Source organism: Flavobacterium odoriferum, from assembly GCF_025499515.1.
In the GTDB taxonomy this organism is placed as follows: domain Bacteria; phylum Bacteroidota; class Bacteroidia; order Flavobacteriales; family Flavobacteriaceae; genus Flavobacterium; species Flavobacterium odoriferum.
In genome coordinates this window covers 104,112-124,767 of sequence record NZ_JAMKFA010000009.1, presented here as the reverse complement: position 1 = coordinate 124,767, position 20,656 = coordinate 104,112, and the positions used below count along the sequence as shown (strand labels likewise).

Annotated in this window: 25 protein-coding genes and 1 tRNA gene; 19 read left to right on the top strand and 7 right to left on the bottom strand. The window is 30.1% G+C overall.

Annotated features, from left to right (window positions below; all coding sequences use genetic code 11):
• The first annotated feature begins 77 nt into the window (after positions 1-77).
• The 15 genes from M9Q43_RS08455 (at position 78) to M9Q43_RS08385 (ending at position 12,598) form a co-directional block, all read left to right on the top strand.
• A complete protein-coding gene (locus M9Q43_RS08455) occupies positions 78-545 on the top strand; it encodes a DUF1905 domain-containing protein (protein ID WP_039455252.1) in 468 nt (155 codons plus the stop codon).
• A complete protein-coding gene (locus tag M9Q43_RS08450) occupies positions 538-1,215 on the top strand; it encodes a DUF2461 domain-containing protein (RefSeq protein ID WP_262318496.1) in 678 nt (225 codons plus the stop codon). Before M9Q43_RS08455 ends, M9Q43_RS08450 begins: the two co-directional genes overlap by 8 nt.
• Before the next feature lie 173 nt (positions 1,216-1,388).
• On the top strand, positions 1,389-1,769 hold the full coding sequence (locus M9Q43_RS08445; RefSeq protein WP_153208579.1) for a hypothetical protein: 381 nt from the start codon (positions 1,389-1,391) through the stop codon (positions 1,767-1,769).
• A 183-nt stretch (positions 1,770-1,952) separates the two neighbouring features.
• Positions 1,953-2,174: a hypothetical protein gene (locus M9Q43_RS08440; protein ID WP_262318495.1), complete on the top strand. Its 222-nt coding sequence runs from the start codon at positions 1,953-1,955 to the stop codon at positions 2,172-2,174.
• Between the two features lie 252 nt (positions 2,175-2,426).
• Positions 2,427-2,948 (top strand): hypothetical protein, encoded by a 522-nt coding sequence (locus M9Q43_RS08435; RefSeq protein ID WP_262318494.1) that lies wholly within the window; start codon positions 2,427-2,429, stop codon positions 2,946-2,948.
• A 578-nt stretch (positions 2,949-3,526) separates the two neighbouring features.
• Complete coding sequence (locus M9Q43_RS08430) at positions 3,527-4,450, top strand: hypothetical protein (protein WP_114304558.1); 924 nt, start codon at positions 3,527-3,529, stop codon at positions 4,448-4,450.
• Between the two features lie 174 nt (positions 4,451-4,624).
• Complete coding sequence (locus M9Q43_RS08425) at positions 4,625-5,233, top strand: hypothetical protein (RefSeq protein WP_262318493.1); 609 nt, start codon at positions 4,625-4,627, stop codon at positions 5,231-5,233.
• 567 nt (positions 5,234-5,800) lie between these two features.
• Positions 5,801-6,013 (top strand): hypothetical protein, encoded by a 213-nt coding sequence (locus tag M9Q43_RS08420; RefSeq protein ID WP_262318492.1) that lies wholly within the window; start codon positions 5,801-5,803, stop codon positions 6,011-6,013.
• Between the two features lie 177 nt (positions 6,014-6,190).
• Complete coding sequence (locus M9Q43_RS08415) at positions 6,191-6,805, top strand: hypothetical protein (RefSeq protein WP_262318491.1); 615 nt, start codon at positions 6,191-6,193, stop codon at positions 6,803-6,805.
• Between the two features lie 162 nt (positions 6,806-6,967).
• Positions 6,968-7,621 carry a hypothetical protein gene (locus tag M9Q43_RS08410; RefSeq protein ID WP_262318490.1) on the top strand — a complete coding sequence of 218 codons (654 nt, stop codon included), beginning with the start codon at positions 6,968-6,970 and terminating at the stop codon, positions 7,619-7,621.
• 166 nt (positions 7,622-7,787) lie between these two features.
• The gene (locus M9Q43_RS08405) at positions 7,788-8,690 is read left to right on the top strand and encodes an energy transducer TonB (protein ID WP_262318489.1); all 903 of its coding nucleotides are present in this window, start codon (positions 7,788-7,790) and stop codon (positions 8,688-8,690) included.
• Positions 8,691-8,841: 151 nt separating this feature from the next.
• Positions 8,842-9,807, top strand: a complete 966-nt coding sequence (locus M9Q43_RS08400) for a CPBP family intramembrane glutamic endopeptidase (protein ID WP_262318488.1) — start codon at positions 8,842-8,844, stop codon at positions 9,805-9,807.
• Between the two features lie 207 nt (positions 9,808-10,014).
• Positions 10,015-10,563 (top strand): hypothetical protein, encoded by a 549-nt coding sequence (locus M9Q43_RS08395; protein WP_262318487.1) that lies wholly within the window; start codon positions 10,015-10,017, stop codon positions 10,561-10,563.
• Between the two features lie 90 nt (positions 10,564-10,653).
• Entirely contained in the window at positions 10,654-12,069 is a 1,416-nt protein-coding gene (locus M9Q43_RS08390; RefSeq protein ID WP_262318486.1) for a hypothetical protein, read from the top strand.
• Between the two features lie 163 nt (positions 12,070-12,232).
• Positions 12,233-12,598: a hypothetical protein gene (locus M9Q43_RS08385; RefSeq protein ID WP_262318485.1), complete on the top strand. Its 366-nt coding sequence runs from the start codon at positions 12,233-12,235 to the stop codon at positions 12,596-12,598.
• Positions 12,599-12,720: 122 nt separating this feature from the next.
• Here the strand turns inward: M9Q43_RS08385 and M9Q43_RS08380 are convergent, their stop codons facing one another.
• A complete protein-coding gene (locus tag M9Q43_RS08380; protein WP_262318484.1) occupies positions 12,721-13,029 on the bottom strand; it encodes a rhodanese-like domain-containing protein in 309 nt (102 codons plus the stop codon).
• 126 nt (positions 13,030-13,155) lie between these two features.
• Between M9Q43_RS08380 and M9Q43_RS08375 the strand changes: the two genes are divergently transcribed.
• Genes M9Q43_RS08375 through M9Q43_RS08365 form a run of 3 tightly spaced genes read left to right on the top strand, consistent with a single transcriptional unit; the run spans position 13,156 to position 14,848 of the window.
• Positions 13,156-13,608 carry a MarR family winged helix-turn-helix transcriptional regulator gene (locus M9Q43_RS08375; RefSeq protein WP_262318483.1) on the top strand — a complete coding sequence of 151 codons (453 nt, stop codon included), beginning with the start codon at positions 13,156-13,158 and terminating at the stop codon, positions 13,606-13,608.
• A gap of 14 nt (positions 13,609-13,622) precedes the next feature.
• Positions 13,623-14,255 (top strand): NAD(P)H-dependent oxidoreductase, encoded by a 633-nt coding sequence (locus M9Q43_RS08370; protein ID WP_262318482.1) that lies wholly within the window; start codon positions 13,623-13,625, stop codon positions 14,253-14,255.
• A gap of 29 nt (positions 14,256-14,284) precedes the next feature.
• Positions 14,285-14,848 (top strand): YceI family protein, encoded by a 564-nt coding sequence (locus tag M9Q43_RS08365; protein WP_262318481.1) that lies wholly within the window; start codon positions 14,285-14,287, stop codon positions 14,846-14,848.
• A gap of 72 nt (positions 14,849-14,920) precedes the next feature.
• Here M9Q43_RS08365 and M9Q43_RS08360 read toward each other — a convergent pair whose 3' ends face one another.
• Both M9Q43_RS08360 and M9Q43_RS08355 read right to left on the bottom strand, forming a co-directional pair.
• Positions 14,921-15,463 carry a hypothetical protein gene (locus M9Q43_RS08360; RefSeq protein WP_262318480.1) on the bottom strand — a complete coding sequence of 181 codons (543 nt, stop codon included), beginning with the start codon at positions 15,461-15,463 and terminating at the stop codon, positions 14,921-14,923.
• A 1-nt stretch (position 15,464) separates the two neighbouring features.
• A complete protein-coding gene (locus M9Q43_RS08355) occupies positions 15,465-16,367 on the bottom strand; it encodes a hypothetical protein (protein ID WP_262318479.1) in 903 nt (300 codons plus the stop codon).
• Positions 16,368-16,530: 163 nt separating this feature from the next.
• Here M9Q43_RS08355 and M9Q43_RS08350 point away from each other — a divergent pair, with 163 nt between their 5' ends.
• Complete coding sequence (locus M9Q43_RS08350) at positions 16,531-17,457, top strand: SIMPL domain-containing protein (protein WP_262318478.1); 927 nt, start codon at positions 16,531-16,533, stop codon at positions 17,455-17,457.
• Between the two features lie 722 nt (positions 17,458-18,179).
• On the opposite strand, the gene M9Q43_RS08345 is transcribed toward M9Q43_RS08350, so the two are convergent.
• The 4 genes from M9Q43_RS08345 to M9Q43_RS08330 form a co-directional block, all read right to left on the bottom strand.
• Positions 18,180-18,255, bottom strand: a tRNA-His gene (locus M9Q43_RS08345).
• A 98-nt stretch (positions 18,256-18,353) separates the two neighbouring features.
• Positions 18,354-19,070 carry a bacillithiol biosynthesis deacetylase BshB1 gene (gene bshB1 / locus M9Q43_RS08340; protein WP_262318477.1) on the bottom strand — a complete coding sequence of 239 codons (717 nt, stop codon included), beginning with the start codon at positions 19,068-19,070 and terminating at the stop codon, positions 18,354-18,356.
• Between the two features lie 30 nt (positions 19,071-19,100).
• Positions 19,101-20,135 (bottom strand): isochorismate synthase, encoded by a 1,035-nt coding sequence (locus M9Q43_RS08335; RefSeq protein WP_262318476.1) that lies wholly within the window; start codon positions 20,133-20,135, stop codon positions 19,101-19,103.
• The gene (locus M9Q43_RS08330) at positions 20,135-20,560 is read right to left on the bottom strand and encodes a hotdog fold thioesterase (protein WP_262318475.1); all 426 of its coding nucleotides are present in this window, start codon (positions 20,558-20,560) and stop codon (positions 20,135-20,137) included. The genes M9Q43_RS08335 and M9Q43_RS08330 overlap by 1 nt, the downstream gene beginning before the upstream one ends.
• Positions 20,561-20,656: the final 96 nt, after the last annotated feature.

The window sequence follows — 20,656 nt, the reverse complement described above, 5'->3', positions numbered from 1 at the left end:
GGCTTGGTGCTGAATTTGCCACCTGAAAACAAGCCGTGGAACGTTAGCGGTCAGGCTAAAAGACAACCCGTAACAAAATGGAATACTTAGTAAAAGACGAGATACTAGAATTGAAATATGAACACGGCAAGGGTGCGTGGACTTATCATATTCAAATTCCGAACACAAAACACATAGTCGGGAAATGGGGTTCATTGAAAGTATCAGGAACTATCGACAATTACAAAATTGACAGTATCAACCTATTTACAATTACGGGACAAGACAAACTAATTTCTATTAACGACAAAATCAGAAAGGCGATTAATAAAAGCGGTGGCGACAAAGTTAGGGTGACACTTTACTTACTGACCTCAAAGGAACAAATTACCGAAAAGGAAATTTTAGAAACATTCAAAGATTCAGAAGTTTTGCAAGCGTTTAAAAAATTGCCTGACGAAGAACAAAAAGAAATCATCGGGAAAATTGCTTCTACAAAATCGGAAGAAAAACAGATTAAAGTGATTTTGAAATTTATTGACCAATTAAGCAAAAGCAATGATTAAGCAGACTTCACTTGATTTCCTTTCAAAACTGAAAAAGAATAACTCAAAAGATTGGTTTGAACAAAATCGAGATCTATACGAGCATTACAAAACTGACATTTTAGAATTGACTGAAAAACTTTTGACAGGATTATCGCAATTTGACCAATCTATTTCACAAGCCAATTTAGACCCCAAAAAGTGTTTGACAAGAGTAAACAGAGATTTACGATTTTCAAAAGACAAGACACCATACAAAAACTATGTTTTAATTGTATTCAACAAAAATGGTTTTCACGGCCACACGGCAGGATATTATATTCAAATTGAGCCAGGTGCTAACTTTTTAGGTGGCGGAATTTGGCAGACAACACCTGAACTTCTTAAAAAAATACGTCAAGAAATAGACTATTCATTCAATGACATCAATAAAATTATAACATCACCAAAGTTTAAAACGATTTTTCCAAGTGGAATACAAGGTGTAGGTAAACTAAAAAAAATGCCAGACGGTTATGAAGAAACAAATCCAGCAAGCGAACTTTTGAAAATGAAAGGGTTTTGTACTAAGGAAATCGTAAGCGACAAAATGCTAACAAGCAAAGACTGCGTTGCGAAAATCTTGGACAGGTTTAAGACCACAAAACCACTAATTGACTACATAAACAAAGCAATTGAGTATGACGAGTAAAAAGCCCGAACCGCTAACATCGGTTTTGCATAATGGCGGGTTCAGTTCTTCGTATGACAGTTTAGTGCAAGGTTCAAGTACAGTTCTTCGATTGAACTTTTGTGCTATAAATCCGCCACTACGCAAAGCCGGGAACCGTTAGCGGTAATAGTAAAAAACGGAACGCAAAAAATATGACATACGATTGGACAATTTTTTTAAACGATGAATTTCATCCGACATTTCAAAAAGAACTAAGCAGACAATTATTAGAAAAAGGAAGTACTGGTACGGGTATTAAAGAATTTGAAAAATATAACTTTCAATTAATTGTGGGTATTAGTGACCCAGAAATTAAGCAAATCGGAAATAAGGTTTTTGCGAAAGTTGATTTTATAACACCTGGTTCTTTTCAAATTCCGATTGAAATTTATTGGACATCAAAAGATTCAAAAAATCTTTTAGAAATTCATAAAAGTGATATTTCAAAACTAAATATTGAAATCAATTGGAATGAAAAAATTCCGCTGGAAAATATATTGCCATTTATGGATGAACTGGAAGAACCTGAATAAAACTACTACCGCTAACAACGGTTTGCTTCAATGGCTACTTCCGGATTTTCCTACGGAAAATCCGCTGCTGAATGGAATGTTTTATTATATTTGTAATGGCTTGGTGTTGGTTCAACGCCACTGAGAGCAAGCCGCAGAACGTTAGCAGCAATTTTGAGAAACTCAACACTAAAAAAACAAAAGATGAATGACGAAAAAATTAAAAACATAAAATCGCAGAAGAATGCAGCATTATTATTAATTTTTGGTCCATTAATTTTATTAATCTCGTATATCGGAAAAACTGATTTTGATAAATATGGAATAAATAATTATGTTATTTGTTTAAGTCTATTTGTTCTTATAATTTGTGGCGGAATTGGTTTAAAGAATAGCTTACGTAAACAGAAAGAATTAAATAGATGACCGAATAAATTTAAGTGAAAAAACTAAATGAAAGTTATGATATAAAAATGAAAAACTGTTGCTAACAGCGGTTTGCTTCAATGGCTACTTCCGGATTTTCCTACGGAAAATCCGCTGCTGAATGGAATGTTTTGTTATATTTGTAATGGCTTGGTGTTGGCTCAACGCCACTGAGAGCAAGCCGCAGAACGTTGTGGTGCATTTTAGAAAACGAACCGAAAAAAATAATTAATTAAACCGAATTGAAATTTTATGGATTTAGCAAGACACTGCGAATTGTGTGATAATCAAAAAATAAATTTAGAAGTTGGAACTACTTGTGGATTGACTGAACGAAAACCCGAATTCAATAAAACTTGTTCTAAAATTCAACTAAATGAAAAGTTTGAAAAGAAACTTAAGTCTATAAACATTGAATACGAAAATATTAAACGAAAAGAAACTCTTACTTATACTTATTTTGCTGTATATCTTTTAATTGGAATTGCTGTAATTGTTAGTGGATATTTATTGGGAAAATACGCATTAAATAAAAGTGTTATTTCAACTGTTCCTATAATAATCATGGGGGCTAGTCTTGCTCCTCTTGGATTAGCTTTTGGAACTCTTAATAATTTTAGACAATCAATTCAAGTTGCTAAAAACAAAAAAGATAAAATCGATGAAGTTTTAAATGAATATAGAATTGAATATGAAATTGACATTACTTTTGGTGAAGAAATTCATGGTACTCAAGAAGTCCATGCAAAATTAAAAACAAAAGGAATAAGATAATATAAAAACGACACCACAACAGCGGTTTGCTTCAATGGCTACTTCCGGATTTTCCTACGGAAAATCCGCTGCTGAATGGAATGTTTTGTTATATTTGTAATGGCTTGGTGTTGGTTCAACGCCACTGAGAGCAAGCCGCATAACGTTAAATGCAATATATTTTCCGAACTTACGCAGAAAGCTTCGCTCCTGTTTTTTCGCAAGAAAATTAATGAAAATTGTAATCGAAAAATCTTGCGTGATAATGGAAAACTGAAACCAAACTTTGTGCTGAAAATCCTTTTTGGGAAAATTCTCTGTGAAATCAAAAACTGAAACCAAACTTTGCGTGACAAATCAAGTTTGCGTGATATTGAAAACCGAAAACCAAACTTTGTGGATAAACGTTGTGTTGATTTTTTTCAGTTCGTGAAAATATAATACTGCATTTAACAGCGGTTTAAAAATATGGCGAGCGTCAGGAAAATCCGAAATGGCACAGTTGTTTAATTTAAAGTTTTGTATATATTTGTGAAGGCTTGGTGTTGATTCGTCGCCACAATTTTCAAGCCGCGAAACGTTGTAGCCAATTTTAAAAAATGAAAATACGAACCAAATTTATAATATTGACTTTTATGGGTTTATTAACTTCTTGCTTTGGACAAAAAGAGGAACAGCATATTTATTTGGCTGGCTGGGAAGCAGAATTTAACGGAGATGAACAATGCCAAAAATTTCTTGAAACACAAATTATTGATAAGGAAACAGCTAATACTATTTGGAGTTCAATTGACCTTGTATTTAGCAATGGTAAATTAGTTAAAGCATATAATATTGAAGAAGGAGATAAAACTGACAGGAAATTAAAACCAAGCGAAATCGGTTTTGAATTTCAAAAATTAAAAGTCAATCAGATTTATAACCTTAACCAAGTAACTAATTCTGAAAGCTATTTGGGCGGGGAAATACCAAAAGAATTCAATATACCTAAATTTGAATTCAATGCACCATTTCAATACTTAGGTAAATTTTCTAAATCTGAGGAAGCTTTTAATTGGCTACCGTTCGACTTGCATATTGCAGCACCAATTTACTTGAATTTTGACAAGTTGTTTATAGATTATTCTGACCCATTAAATCCTAAAGTATTAAACATTGAGAAATTAAAGCAAACTGACAATTCGTATGATGATTTAAAACCAGATTCTGAAATAGTGTTTGAGAAAGTATTTATTACTTCAGAAAAATCTACAGATTTTGGTGGAATTGGACATACCTCAGTTCCAAATTGGATTCAATATCCCGACATTCCTACTTGCCCAAAGTCAAAGAAAACAATGAAATTACTTTGTCAGCTAACGTATGATGGAATTGACATAAAAACAAAACGTACAAACGTAAAACCAAAAGATGAATGGTATAAACAGTATTTTGAAAAAATGAACTTTTGGGGCGATGGGGATTTATATATTTTCTTTGAACCCGAAAGTAAAATAATGTGCTTTATTATTCAACATACCTAAACAAAAACTGGCTACAACACAGGTTTTGCAAGATTGCGGGTTTTGGGCTTAATTTAAAGTTTGTTTTGTATCTTTGAGTTCAGTCTTCAACCGAAAGTTTCGGCTTATTTAGTCTGCAACCTCGCAAAGCCTGGGAACGTTAGCAGTAAGTTTATAAAAACGAAATCTACATCCATGAAATATTTAATAATTTTAACATCAATAATGTTTATATCTTGTGAAACTGGAAATAAAAATGCTAAAACCGAAAGTCAGTATGAATCAACATATAGAATAATAATTAAAGAAAATGATAAATACAATTCCTACTTATTAGAAAACATAAAAACTAAGATTAACGAAAATTCAAAAAAACCGAATATCGTTCTTTACGACAGTTTAACAAATGAATATTTAAACTACTTATCTAAAATTGAAACAGAAATCAATAAAAATGGCTCTGAAATATTTTTTGATGGAGATAATTATTCAGCTAAAGGTAAAGAATACGAAAATAAAACTAAATCGTATAAAACTGAAATAGAAAAATTCACAAGTTCTATTAACTTCAAAAAACGAATTAATTTAGTCTTAAATACCAATAGTATTCAAATTCCAGATAATCCAACAACAATTGCTGAAAATAATGAAGATGGCAAAACTATAGCTGACAAAGTTTATGTTTTTTACTTAGACTATTATTTCAGAGGGTATTCTAAAACACAATCTTTAGCCTTCATAAAAAATAAGAAGCGAAGTATTTTGGAACTGGAAAATGAATTCATATTAAACTCTGGAAAATAAAACCTACTGCTAACAGCGGTTTGCTTCAATGGCTACTTCCGGATTTTCCTACGGAAAATCCGCTGCTCAATGGAATGTTTTGTTATATTTGTAATAGCTTGGTGCTGGTTCAACGCCACTGAAAGCAAGCCACAGAACGTTATGAGCAATTATGAAGAACGTATATTTTTCCATATTAGCACTTTTAGTTTTGTCTTGTAATGACAATCAAAAGGCTGTGAAAAAAAGTCAGCCTAAGATTGACACATTGATAAAATCAAAAAAAACAAAAATCATTGTTGATGAAATATATAATGAAAATGGAATAAAAATGGAATAAAAATTTATGGCGATACAACAATCGATAAAAAGAAAATTTATTATTCTTCAAGAAAATTTGAACCATATATTTCTTTTAATGATTTTAAAGTAAATATTGAAAATATTAAAAATGCAAGTTTAGATTTAAATTCTAATGAACTAGGACAAGAGTATAGAACTGCAATACTTAATGATTATAATTCTGAAGATTCTCATTTTGCAGGTCATTACTCAATATCATATTGGGGTTGCGGCGCACCTTGTAAAATGAGTGTAATAATTGACCGCAGAACTGGAAAAATTTATGATGCACCAAATTCGGAATTAGGTTATAAATTTAAGGCTGACAGTAGAATGCTTATTGTAAATCCTCCAGATTCACTTGGCTTTTATGATGATTGCTCTTATTGTATACCGAAAATTTATATTCTTAATGAACAGACAAAAAAGTTTGAATTAAGAGAACCATTTACAGAATAACTGCTCATAACAGCGGTTTGCTTCAATGGCTACTTCTGGATTTTCCTACGGAAAATCCGCTGCTGAATGGAATGTTTTGTTATATTTGTAATGGCTTGGTGTTGGTTCAACGCCACTGAGAGCAAGCCGCAGAACGTTAGCTGTAATACACTCCAAACTTTTCGTAAAAATCACATTATGAGAACTATACTCTTATCATTTTTCTTAATTTACTTTACAAATGTTTTTTGTCAAGACAAAGAAATTTCATTTGAAGGGTATTCCCATATGCGAAAAAAAGGGTTTAAAATTAGAGTAATTGAAAAGGAGGATATTTTGATTATTGAAACTAGAAAATTAGATACTATTTCCAAAAAAATGCTTGAGGATAAGCAATATAAAAAGAATTCCCAAAAAATTAAAAACTTACAAAATCAAGAAAAATTCGATAAAAGGGAAGTTCAATCTTTAGTCATAGAAGACCTTGAAATCAGAAATAAATATTCCACCCAAGAGATTGATTCATTAATTATAGATAAATCTCAGTTTATCAATTATTACAATTTATTTACTCAAATTTTTAAAACTCCAATAAATATTTTAGAAAACAAAAGCAATTCGAGAATTGTGTTAGATGGACATTCCATTCCTACAATAATCAAAAATAAATCTAGAGTAGTATTTCTGCAACTTCAATCTCCTAATGAAAATTCTCATCCAATTTTATTTAATTTCTTAAAAGAAACGCTAAATCTCTATAGAAAAGAAAAGCCTACTAATACTTTAAATACTGAATACACTTTTGGAAATTAATGTACTACAGCTAACAGCAGTTTGCTGCAAGTGGGGCTTTAAGGCTAAATTTAATGTTGGTTTTGTGTTTGGAAAATCAGTTTTAAATCGATAGTTTTGGGTAACCAATCCCCCACCTTCAGCAAGCTGGCGGGACGTGAGCAATACTCAAAAAATCCATAAATGAAGAAACTAATTCTTTTTTTCTTAATCATATCTTTTAAAGTTTTTGCAACTGAGCAAATTCCTGACATTTTGGTTTATAATGGAAAAAAGTATGAATGGAGAAGTTATAATACTGGACGAGATTACATAAAACAGTTTAACTTTAAAGTTCCTGAAGATGCAATTGAGACAACCGCAAATAATGGTTTTTATACTTTCACTTATACAATCGAAAATGACTCATTATTTTTAACTGATATTACCATCTTAATTTTAAAAGCAGGAAATTTAAATTCAAGATCTGTCTTTAAAGACTTTTTCAAAGACAAAAAGAAAATTATTATGGAATTCTCAAAAATACAAACATTTCCATACGGAAAACAGATAGAAATTAAAAAATCAAATTGGACTGATATTTATAACAAAAAATATCTTGTGTTTGAATTCAAAGATGGAAGAATTGAAAAAAAATATGATTTAAACTACAAGAATTTTTTTAAACTGAAAAAAAAACTATTCGTAAAGTTTAAGCAGACAAAAGAATACTCAAAAGCCAAAACTGTCGAAATTGAAAACCTAGAGAATTTCAATGAATTTAGACCAGACAAAATCTCGATGGATGAATATTTAGAAATTAAAATTTTTGGGTTAATTAAAACACTAAAAGAATAAAGTACTGCTCACAACAGCGGTTTGCTTCAATGGCTACTTCCGGATTTTCCTACGGAAAATCCGCTGCTGAATGAAATGTTTTGTTATATTTGTAATGGCTTGGTGCTGGCTCAACGCCACTGAGAGCAAGCCTCAGAACGTTGGCAGAAATTAAAAATAACATTACATGAAAAACATTATTTACATTATGATTTTACTTTCATTTAATATGAAAGCACAAATTAATACTGAAACTATTTCGGCAGATTTGGGTGATGACCCCATTCCCATTAATGCAGTTGAACAAATCCCATTGCCTGAATCCTGTAAAGATGTGGCTAAAAAATTTCAAATAGATTGTTTAATGGGAATGATTAATTCTCACATTAAAAGCAATTTAATTTATCCTGAGGATGCTAAAAAAATTAAAGCAGAATCAAGAGTTATAACCTCGTTTAATATTGATGAGAAAGGTAATATTATTAAGTTAGAAGTTTTTGCTGACAATAGAGAGCTTAAAAAAGTATTTGAAAATGAAGCAAAAAGGATAATTAATCTATTACCAAAATTCATACCCGGAATGGATAAAAATAAAATTGTAAGTGTTTCAATAGTAATTCCAATCGAATTTAAATTAAATGAGAATAATATTAATAAAAGTGAAATAAAATATACAAATACATATGAAGAAAAACCCTCATTTGAAGAAATTGATGAGACACCAATTCCCCTTTCAGTTGTAGAGCAAATTCCATTATTTTCTTCATGTGAAAAAATCGAAAAAAAGGAGCAATTTAAATGCTTTGAAGAAGAAATAAAAAAACATATTGATAACAATTTAAAATATCCAAAAGAAGCAAAAAAAGAAAATCTTGAGCGAAAAGTACATGTGCTTTTTGATATTGACAAAGAAGGAGCTATTATTAATTTAATAGTTAAACCTTTGAAAAAAGATAAATTTGACACATTATTTGAAGAAGAAGCAAAAAGAATAATTAATAAACTTCCTAAATTTATTCCAGGAAAACAGAGAAATAAGCCCGTAGTTGTGAGATATGTAGTTTCTATAATATTCAAAATAAAAAAATAACTTCTACCAACCGCCGTTTGGCAATATGTCGGGATTGGGCTTAATTTGAAGTTGGTTTTGTACTTGTAAATTCAGTGTTTAACCGAATGGTTAGGCTTCCTTAATCCGCCACATTGCCAAGCGGCCAAACGTTAGCGATCAGCTTAAAAAAGTGGAAAAATTGAAATCTACTTACCTTGTAACAATTTCTCGCTCTATTCGTCAAATCAATCAATCAATCAATCAATCAATCAATCAATCAATCAACATTATGAATCAATCAATTAGAAAAATCATATATTTTCCAATTACAAAAATAATTTTGGGAATAACTGTTTGCTTTTCTCTTTTTGTAGGAATACAAAATTTTGTATCAAAACCTCTATTTTATAGTATAATCAAAGACAAAAACACTGCCGACCCTATAATCCATCTAGTTTCTTTTTTTGTGTTGCTTTCAAGCTACTATTTTTTATTTCGTTGGTATGAAAAACGAGAAATTAAAGAACTTTCAATAAAATACTTACCTAAAGAAATGTTTGGTGGATTTGCATTTGGATTTTCTGCGATTTCACTATCTATTTTTATATTATATCTGTTGGGATATTATCATATTATTGACATACTTACAGAAGATTATTCCCTTAAATTATTCATGACGCTGGTTGTTGCAGCTCTAATTGAAGATCTTTTTACTAGAGGTTTAATATTACGCGAATTAGAAAACTGGTTAGGAACTAACATTGCAATTTTAATAATAATGGTAATTGAAACTTACCATATTTTTAATCCAAACGCAACTTTGTTTAGCTTTTTTGTATCACTGTGTTGGGGATTTACAATGTCAATGCTTTTTGTATATACTAAAAGAGTATGGTTACCTTTTTTCTTTCATTTAGGTTGGAATTTTGCCCAACCTTTTTATGGTTCAAACCTTACAGGATTAGATGATATGGGCAAAATTATTCATTCTAAATTTGAAGGACCGGTTTTATTTACAGGCGGTGGAATTGGAATTGAAGATTCTATTATAACTGTATTTATTTTATTTTCAATAGGTGTTTTTTTATATCATCGTTGTAATAAAGAAAGTAAAATAATAAAGAGAAAGACTTTAAAAGAAAAGCCGAATCGCTAACAACCGTTTTACACTATTTCTGGGCTTGCGCTTGCTATTTTGTTTTTCATGGATAATAATCTGGTGACTACAATTCTATCTTTCTAAGAAATGTTGTAGTTTTGTTTTGGTCAGTCATTGCAGCAGCAACTGGTGCAAGCTGTATACGCTAAGCAATATTGTTTTGTTTGATGATGAATTTATAATAATTAACTAAAAAGCAATTACATGAAATTTACAACCTTAATTATTCTTATTCTAGGATTTTGTAAATCCTTTTCCCAAATTAAAAATGTTGAAATAATTACAAAAAAAAATGATACCATAAAAAATGTAGAATTAAAAATGGGTCATATTTCGAAAACTAATCTTGAGATCTTACTACAAGAAAAAATTGTATACTTAGATAAAACAGGTTCTAAGATTAAGCTATTGCCAACTGATGTAAATTCTTTCAGTTTTATCTATGATGATGAAGTTTTACGTTTTGAGAACATACAAGATAGAGGATTTGCATTAGAGATGTACTCGAACAAACTTAAATTATTTAAATTGATAACTAGAGCCTTCAATGTTTACATCATAAAAAAACCCAATGGCAAAGTAATTTATATGGAAGCAAAGGGATTGAGCAGACTAATTTCTAAAAAAGAAATTACTAAGGAAATGTCTGATTGTCAAAGTATAATACAAAAAGTAGAAGATAAAACATTATCCGTGCAAGGTGAAGCTGGAGTTATTGAACTTGTAAAAGATTACGAAATGAACTGCAATTAAAATTTCAAGCTCGCATAACAGCAGTTTGGAAAAAATTAGCCGTCATTGTATCGCAGAACACGCAAATAATACGAAAAAATAGAAAAAACTATGAAGAAAATAACAATACTTTTATTTATTTTGATGTCAACTTCTACTTTTGGCCAAGATTTTTTTGTTTACAAAATAAGTAAGCCATATTGTATTTTTAATTTTATGGAAACTGCAACAAACGGAAATGGAACTTCTTCATACTTTAAAAAATATATTGAAGATAAAACCCAAAATAACCCAAATTTTAAAAATCTTTGTGAAGAATATAAAAAGATTAATTTAAGTTATAGTTACAACCGATCTGAATTTCCTGATGAAAGAAGACCAAATCGCTCAACCTATGATTTAATTTCAATAAACGCAGTTAATTCAAAAAATTTAATAGAATTCAAAGAATCTACAATTGGCATTCTTCCAATTGTAGAATATCAAAAATTATTTAAAATATTATCTGATGCAGAAAAAATTTATGACGAAATAATTTGGAATGATTATGAAAAGAAACTAATAAACCAAAAAAATAATTTAATCAAATTTAAAAAATTAAACGTTGAAATTTTTAACAGATTTAATAAATTCTATAATTCAACTTGGACAAATGAAATTCCCTTTCAAATTGCTTTGTATCCAATTCCAGGAAAAAAAGGTTCTACAACAGCAACTCCTCACGGAAATAGCCTTTGTATTGGAGTTTTAACTGATGAAACTGATTATACAGGTCGAAATGGAGTAATTCTACACGAAATGTGTCACGTTTTATATGATGAACAATCAAAAGAATTTCAAAAGCAATTAGTTTCCTATTTTGCAGAAAACAAATCAGAATATTCAAAATTTGCAAGTGCATATTTTGATGAAGCACTAGCAACAGCTTTAGGAAATGGTTGGGCATATAATAATATAAATGGAAAAATTGATGAAAAAGAATGGTATAGCGATACTTATATTGAAGGATTTGCAAGAGGAATTTATCCTTTAGTTGAAAACTATTTAAACGAAAGCAAACAAATTGACAAAGTTTTTATAGATAAATCAATAGAAATATTTGGTCTAAAATTTCCAAATGCAAATGCGGATTATTCAATTTTATTAAACAAGTTATATTTATATTATGACAATGAAGATGAAAACGAAATCACGATTCCGTTACGAAAGTACTTTAGATTAAGTAATGTGAATTCATCATCTCCAATTTTGCATCCTTATAGTATTGAATTCCTAAACGAAGGTATGGGAAATCAATTGGTTATAATTAATGAAAACCAGAAAAATACTTTAGATAAATTAAAAGAAATTTATCCTGAATTATCAAAAATAAACTTTGAAAACAAGCCTTTAAATTTAAGCTTTTTTGACAAAAAAGGAAATGCAGTAATTATACTAATTGTGAACAATAAATTAGAATTTGAAAATTTAATTGAACAAATGAATAAAGAAAAATATTTTGACAAAACTAAAATAACACAAAATTAAAAAACAACGACGGCTAACAGCAGTTTCAAAAAATGACGAGGCACGAGATTTATTTGAAATTTAGAAAGGTATTTAATTAACGTTTTGTTGATATTTGTAAAGCCTTAGTCTTGATTTATCACCACTTCTTCAAGCAAGAAAAGTTAACTGTAATTTTAAAAAGATGAATAGAAAAAGAAATTTATTAGCAATTTTAATTCTTAGTATTTTCATTTCTTGTGATAAAGAAGTTGGAATTGATGGAGTTGTAGTCGATGCGTCAACAGGTGAAAGAATTACAGGAGTTAATGTTAAAATGACTTCAGAACAAGGAAATCGTGAAGAGTTAACAAATTTTATTGGATATTTTAATACTTACAAATCTTTTAGTTGTGGATTTGGAAATTGTAATAATGATTTTAATGTTGAATTTTCAAAAGATGGATATGAGACTAAATTAATTAATGAAAAATTTTATAATAGTTCAGAAGCAGAATTCATTAATCCAGAGAAAAAAGACACATTAATAATTAAGTTGAATAATAATTAAAAACTACAGCTAACAGCCATTTGCTTCAATAACAACTAACGAATTTTCCAAAGAAAAATCCGTTGCTGAATGAAATATTAGTAATATCATGTAAAATCCGCTTTTAACGGATTTTACATTTCTTATTTCGTTGGTCCATCCCAGTTTGAAAAACCACCTATTAAGTTAAAGGTATTCTCAAAACCTAGTTGTTCCATTGCACCACAAGCATTTGAACTTCGCACGCCCGCAGCACAATACACATAATAGTTTTTGGTTTTATCTAACTCCTCTACTCTATAAATAAAACCTTGTCCTTTATAGATATCAATATTTATTGCTTCCGGAATTGAACCATCGTTGTATTCATCTTCAGTGCGTACATCTAATATAACTCCGTTTTCATCAGCTAAAAACTGACTCCACCACGCGTTTTGATCTAAGTTTGTCATCGTTTATTTTTTTTCAAAAGTACTATCTAAAATTCTAAAAAAAAACTTTAATAAAAAATTAACACACATTTGTACATACAAATAAAATAATTACTACATTTGTACATACAAATTTTACAATATCAAATGAGAATAGAAGAAATCATAAAACCAACTTCTCCGATGGCAATCGAAAAGCGTACACTACTTAATGTAATGTACACTCAAAATGTTGTATCAGAAAAGTTCAATGAAATTTTAAAACCATTTGACTTGTCTCCAGAACAATTCAATGTATTGCGAATTTTAAGAGGTCAAAAAGGAAATCCTGTAAATATGTGCACTATTCAGGAGCGAATGATTGCCAAAACAAGTAATACAACAAGACTTGTAGATAAATTGCTTTTGAAAGATTTAGTTATCCGAGAAATTTGTCCAATAAACCGACGAAAAATGGAAATTACCATTACAGATAAAGGAATGGAATTACTAAAACAATTAGATCCATTAGTGGAATCTCACGAAAAAGCATTTGCCGAAAATCTTACGAATAATGAATTAGAATTGTTAAATGAATTATTAGAAAAATTTAGAAATTAATTATCAAAATTGCCATGAATAACTTTATAGAAAACCAAAATTGGCGTTATGCCACCAAAAAATTTGATGCTACTAAAAAAGTATCAACCGAAGATTTAGAAACACTAAAAAAAGCCATTCAATTAAGTTCTTCTTCATACGGATTACAATTATACAAAGTATTTATTATTGAAAATCCAGAAGTTAGAGCACAATTACAGCCTGTTTCTTGGGGTCAATCACAAATTGTAGATGCTTCTCACCTATTAGTATTTGCTAATATTGTAAATGTTCAAGAAAGCCATATTGACGCTTATGTTCAAAACATAGCAGATACAAGAGGCTTATCTGTAGAAAATTTAAAAGGGTATTCAGACTTTATGAAATCTAAAATTGTTCCGTTACCAGTTGAGCAAAAAGCAGTTTGGACTTCAAAACAAACGTATTTGGCTTTAGGGAATCTTTTAAATGCTGCTGCCGAATTAAAAATCGATGTTACGCCAATGGAAGGTTTTGAACCAGAAAAATATAACGAAATTTTAGGTTTAGACAAATTAGGATTAAACGCATCATTAGTAGCAGCTATAGGTTACCGTCACGAAGAAGATGCAACACAACACTATGCAAAAGTGAGAAAACCAATCGAAGAATTATTTGAAACTATTTAATATAACCATTAACATTTAAAATGAAACACATGAAAAATTTAAAATCAATCGCATTAGCTCTTTTAGCTTTCGTAACACTATCAACAACTGCACAAACTAAGAAAGTTGACGCAGCAAAAAGTACTATCAACTGGGTTGGAAAAAAAGTAACAGGAGCTCATGAAGGAACTATCAATTTAAAAGAGGGTGCTTTAATTTTCAAAGGAAAAAAATTAGTTGGTGGAAACTTTACAGTTGACATGACATCTATCAACACAACAGATTTAGACGGAAAAGGTAAAGCTAACTTAGACGGACACTTAAAATCAGACGACTTTTTTGGTACTGAAAACCACCCAACAGCAAACTTAGTAATCAAAAAAATTGCTGATAAAGGAAATGGTGTTTATGGTGTAAATGCAGATTTAACGATCAAAGGAAAAACAAACGCAGTTGGTTTTGAAATTACAGTTGCAGGAAACTCAGCTACAGCTGATTTAAAAGTTGATAGAACTAAATATGATATTACTTACAAATCTGGAAACTTTTTCAGCGATTTAGGTGATAAAGCTATTTATGACGAATTCGAATTAAAAGTAAAATTAGTATTCTAATTGAACTGGGAAACTTTGCTATGAAAAACAAAAAGCCTTGAAGTAATTCAGGGCTTTTTTTGTTTATATTATTTACGGCAATGTTACTTCACCTAAAAATAACGTCCAAACTTCTTTTTTAGTAGAACCAAAACTCTTAATTATTGGCTTAAAACTTACTTTTTGAAAAAGTAGTAATTGCTGTGGTTTTTCGTTTTGCGTAATTGTTAATTGGTATTGTGTGGTCCAAAAATCATTGGCTACAATAGAATTCTCAAAATTGGAAACAGAAAACAAATAGTTCTTATTTTCAATTTTAGTTAATAACTCTTTCAATGAAATTGTAGGTTTTTCTTCTGTAGTATAATCAATAACATTACTGTTTTCATTTTCAAACAAATTGTAAATACTCAATTTGATTTCGTTTTTTAAACTTTCTGAAGTGTTTTCGGCAGAAAATAGCGTTAAATAATGGTAATAATCTTCCACTTTTAATGTTGCGCTTTCTTGGTAGGCTTTTACCGAAGCCATAGTAAAATTTGCTTTTATTGCCGTGGAAGCAGTCGGATTCGCATTTTGACCAAAAACGGAAAATGTGCCAACTAAAAACAAAAAAATACAACTTCGTAAAAACATATTATTCTTGTAAAATTCGTATAAAATTTATCTCATTTTTTTCATTACTTTGAATGTCAATCACTTTCATTCTTTTTAATGAAACGCTTGGAACAATCAACTTTTCAGAAAATTCTTGCTTGTTAAAATATTCTATTCCCAAATCGTTTTTTAGCATGACTAAAACTTCTAAATCATTTGCCAAAATTTGCTGCAATTGCTCTTTTCGGGTTTGCCAATCTTTAATATCCGATTTCATAAAACCTTTCAATATCATGGCATGATCATCGGGTTGTAATGTAATTGGCGTTGTATTTTCTTTATTAATAACAATCGTTTTTTCTTTATAATACGGGCTTTTCAAAACAATTTTTGTACTATCTTTTGCTGTAATTTGAATTTTCGAATCGATAATTTCAACAGGTGATTCAATATTATTTTCAATCATTACCGCTTTTACTTCATCGCTATTAATTTGTTCTTCGGTAAACGCATTTTTTACTTCTATGGTTTGAATTTCATCTTTATTCATCATTTGATACGAAAGAAATCCGACCAAAAACAAAGCTAAAATTACGATGCCAATTAGAAACACATTTCGCTTTTTTTTAGGTTGTGCAGCAACTACAATTTCGTTTTGTTTTGCTTTAAACACATATTCATCCCAACCCGAATATCCCACCAATTGCGATAAAATATCTAACATATCTTTTCGAGGCAATTTAGCATTGGTTTCCGATTTTAGATGTGTGTAAATCCATTTTTCGCTTACCGTTTGTTTTACTTGAACGGCAATCAAATCGATTAAATTTTGAATGTCTTGCGAACTAAACGTTTTCCAAGTTCCTTCAAAATAAGGATATTGCTTCTGATAAGTCAAAAGCACATCTTTTTTAAGTTGGAAGAATACGTTTAATGGATTCATGAATTTTATGCGTCAAAAGTAGGCTATTACTCAATTTTATTTACTGTAAAAACACTGTAAAAGTAGCGAAAAATCTTTACAGTGAAAGGAAAGTTGATTTGCCAACCAAAATTTGTGTTGCGAATGTACTATTGCACCATAATAATTTTAAAAACAAGAAAATATGAACACGCAAGTACAACAACTAAACGGAAAATGGAAACTAATTATTGCTTTACTTTTTCTAAATGTTTTAAGTGTTTCGGCACAAATTAGTGGCAATCAAGTCTATGGAAAAAACAATTACAACGGCAACAACTACAACCAGGAATCGTTACCAAACAACAGCAAAGTTTCTATCAATGATAATGTTTTATCGGTTTCTGTAAAAATTTTACTCAACAAAAAAGCAGATGGCTTTGTAATGACATTAGGTTTAAACGAAGAAGACGAAACGGTTGCTGGTTGTAGCAAAAAAATTACGGCAAGAATTACGGGTTTCATCGAAAGAATGAAATCGTTGGGTGTAAAAAAAGAAAATGTGTACATCGATTTTATTTCGCAAACCAAAATTTATGATTTTGAAGTAAATGGTATGAATTCTGAACAAATTGAAAAAGGATTTGAAATCAAAAAGAACATTATAGTTTCGACTTCAAACGTAAATAGTTTGGAAAAAATAATTGCGTTGGCTTCCGATTTTGAAATCCATGATGTGATAAAAGTGGAATATTATAACAATGAAACGGATGCCATTCATAATTCACTTTTTGATGAAGCCTTAGTTTTAGCTGAAGCGAAAAAAATTAGATACATGAAAGCTTTTGGAAAGCGAATCATTGGAACACCAACAGCTACAGAAGAATTTGCAACGGTTTTCCCAAAAACACAATACAATACCTACCAAGCTTTTGAAACGGCAGAAATTCAAACCAATTACAACAACCGAAGCCCATATTTAAAGAAAATTGCTCGAAAAAATAATACTTTTTATTACGACGGAATTTCAAGCGCAGGTTTTGACAAAGTCATCAATCCCAACCAAACTGAAGTGGGAATTCAATATGTAATGACCATTACAATGCATTATAAAATTGATACTTCGATTTAAAGGAAAGTTTGTTTTATTAAAAAGCCCTGAAGTAATTTAGGGCTTTTTTATAATTAATATTTTATTCAAGAAATTTTACATTAAACAAACCTAATTTAAATTCAACATTTAAAGTATCTCCATTTTGTAATTTGTAAAGAGAAGGATTTTTTTTTAAAATTCTCAAAGAATCAATTTTATTCAATTGTTCAGGAGAAGTTATAAATTCATTTCTATTTTCATAAATATGAAAAATTTTATTTGTGTTATCACTAACAACATGGTAAACTTTTGTGTGACTTTCTATATTGATTTTTGAATTTAAAAATAAAAGAAAATCATCTGTTATACTTTTGAAGAAAAATCCAAATAACGTAGCTAGAAGTAAAATTGAAAAAGTGTACCCTTAGAAATAATCTTTTTTTTGTATCCTTAAACAAGAAAAAAGATAAGTAAAGCAATAGGTAATAGAAGTGAAAATTTCCATGATACTTCTTTAAAATTACGAACATCTATATCAAAATATTTTTCGTTTATGAAGGGATTCAATAAAAATATATGAGTACAAAAGATTGTAATAAAAACTAAATATGTAACTATTCTATATTTTGAAATTTTCATTTTGCTTATTAATATCTCCTTCAAAAATAAGAAATCGTTTTAAATAAAAAATACTGAAATCAATAAATTAAAAAATAATTCCATAAAAAAAGCCCTGAAAATTCAGGGCTTTCTAATTTAAAGGGTGAAAGACGGGTCTCGAACCCGCGACCTTCGGAACCACAATCCGACGCTCTAACCAACTGAGCTACAATCACCATTTGTTTTGAACAAGAGAATCTTAATTCTTTTGCGAGTGCAAATATAGGTGTTTCCTACAATCTTGCAAAGATTTTTTTTACTTTTTTCTGACTATTTTATTTCAAATCGCCTAAACTATTGACAGCCAAATATCTTTCAGTTGTAAAACCTTCGGCATACTCAACTCCTACTAGCCTTCCAAGGTCTTCAGCACGGTATTTTACACTGTCTAAAAATGTTTTTGAAGTAATTGGCGTAACGGGTTCATTCGATTTTGGATCATAAAATTGCGAACCATAAGCCAACACCGATTCCATTTTTTTATCCAGAAATCCCGAAATATCTACCACAAAATCAGGTTCAATATTTTGCCATTGAATGTAATGATACACTACTTTTGGTCGCCAAGCTTGTTGTTTTTCTCCGTTTAATTCGGTTTCAATTTTAACCAAACCTGATAAAAAACAAGCATCGCTAACCAATTTACTTCCTTTTCCGTGATCGATGTGTCTATCGGCAATTGCATTGCATAACACGATTTCGGGACGATATTTGCGAAGCATTTGAATGATTTTTAACTGATGCGCTTCATCATTGATAAAAAAACCATCACGCATATCTAAATTCTCACGCACAGAAACGCCTAAAATTTCAGAAGCTTTAGCCGATTCTGAATTTCGAATTTCAACTGAACCACGTGTACCAAGTTCACCACGAGTTAAATCGATAATCCCAACTTTCTTGCCAAGGCTAACTTCTTTGGCAATCGTGCCGCTACAACCTAATTCCACATCATCTGGATGCGCTCCAAAAGCTAATATGTCTAATTTCATTTTCAGTTTATAAGTTTATCTTTTAAGAGTTTAAAAGGGTTGGGAAACTAAAACATTCCGCATCGTCATCGATTTATTTTCCGTTTCGATAAATTCCTTTTCAGGATTACTGTCTTTTGTGATGCCACAACCAACGTAAATATTCACAGCTTCATTTTCAACTTCTAAACAACGTAAATTTACGAATAAATCGGTTTGATTGTCTTTATTGTATTCGCCTAAAAATCCAGCATAATATTTTCGATTATATTCTTCATTTTTCAGGATGAAATCGATTGCTTTTTCTTTGGGTAAACCACAAACAGCTGGCGTTGGATGTAATGTTTTTATCAAATCATTCTTCTGAAAATCAGCTGTTAATTCTCCTGAAATAACCGATTTTAAATGTACTAAATTTCCAGCTTTAACTGTTTTAGCATCAGAAACAATAAGTTGACTTACTTTATCTCTTACTTTAGTAACAATGTAATCGCTTACAAATTGCTGTTCTTCTATTTCTTTGGTTTCCCAAATTACATTTTCCGAATACAATTGCGTTCCTGCCAAAGCGACAGTTTCAAACTGATTTTGATTGATTTTTACCAATTGCTCCGGCGTTGCTCCCATCCATAAACCAATTTTTGGATGAAAAAACAAATAGCGAAAAGCCGTTGGATAAGTCGAAATCAAGTTCTGAAAGGTTTCAACAATAGCGATTTGCTCTTTTAAAACAATTTTACGAGACAAAACAACTTTCTGAAACTCATCATTTTGAATCGCGGAAATTCCTTTGGAAACTAAATTCTCAAAAGCTTCTTTTTGATTGTTTTCCGAAGTGAAATTTTCAGTTGGTTTCTTTTCTAAATTTTCAAGATTCCCTTGCGAAAAATTATTCCCTTCAAACGGAATTACCAATTGTTTTCCTTCATGAAAAGGCATAAAAACAAATCCAGCTTGATTGGAAAATTCAATAATTTCATCTGTTTGTTGTACGAGTAAATTCCAAACTGTTTCATTTGGTTTAACATAACACACAAACGGTTTATGTTGCAATAATAAAGCTTGTATTTCTTCGAAAACCTGCATTATTGTCTTCTTGAAAGTATCATATTTGTCAATTTACACAATGAAATTAACTTTCCTTGTTCGTCAACAATTCTAATTTCCCACAAATGCAAACTTGCTCCTTTATGAACAATTTTAGCCGTAGCGGTAACCATTCCTTCTCGTTTGCTTTTCAAATGATTTGCCGAAATTTCGATACCACGAACTTCCTGTTTTTCTGGATTAATAAACATTATAGAAGCTGCACTTCCAACACTTTCTGCTAAAGCAACTGTTGCTCCTCCATGTAATAATCCCATAGGTTGATGAACTCTTGGATTCACTGGCATTGTAGCAGTTAGGAAATCTTCACCAGCATCGGTATAAACTATTTCTAAAGTATTCATTAAAGTATTTTTGCTCCAATCGTTACACAATTGCAGCATTTTTTCTCTATCAAACATCATAACTTTATTTTTTGTAAAATTAAGCATTCCGAACAGAATAATTCAACTGATTTAACGTTTTAGTAAGTATTTTAAACACATTTTGTTTTTATAGAT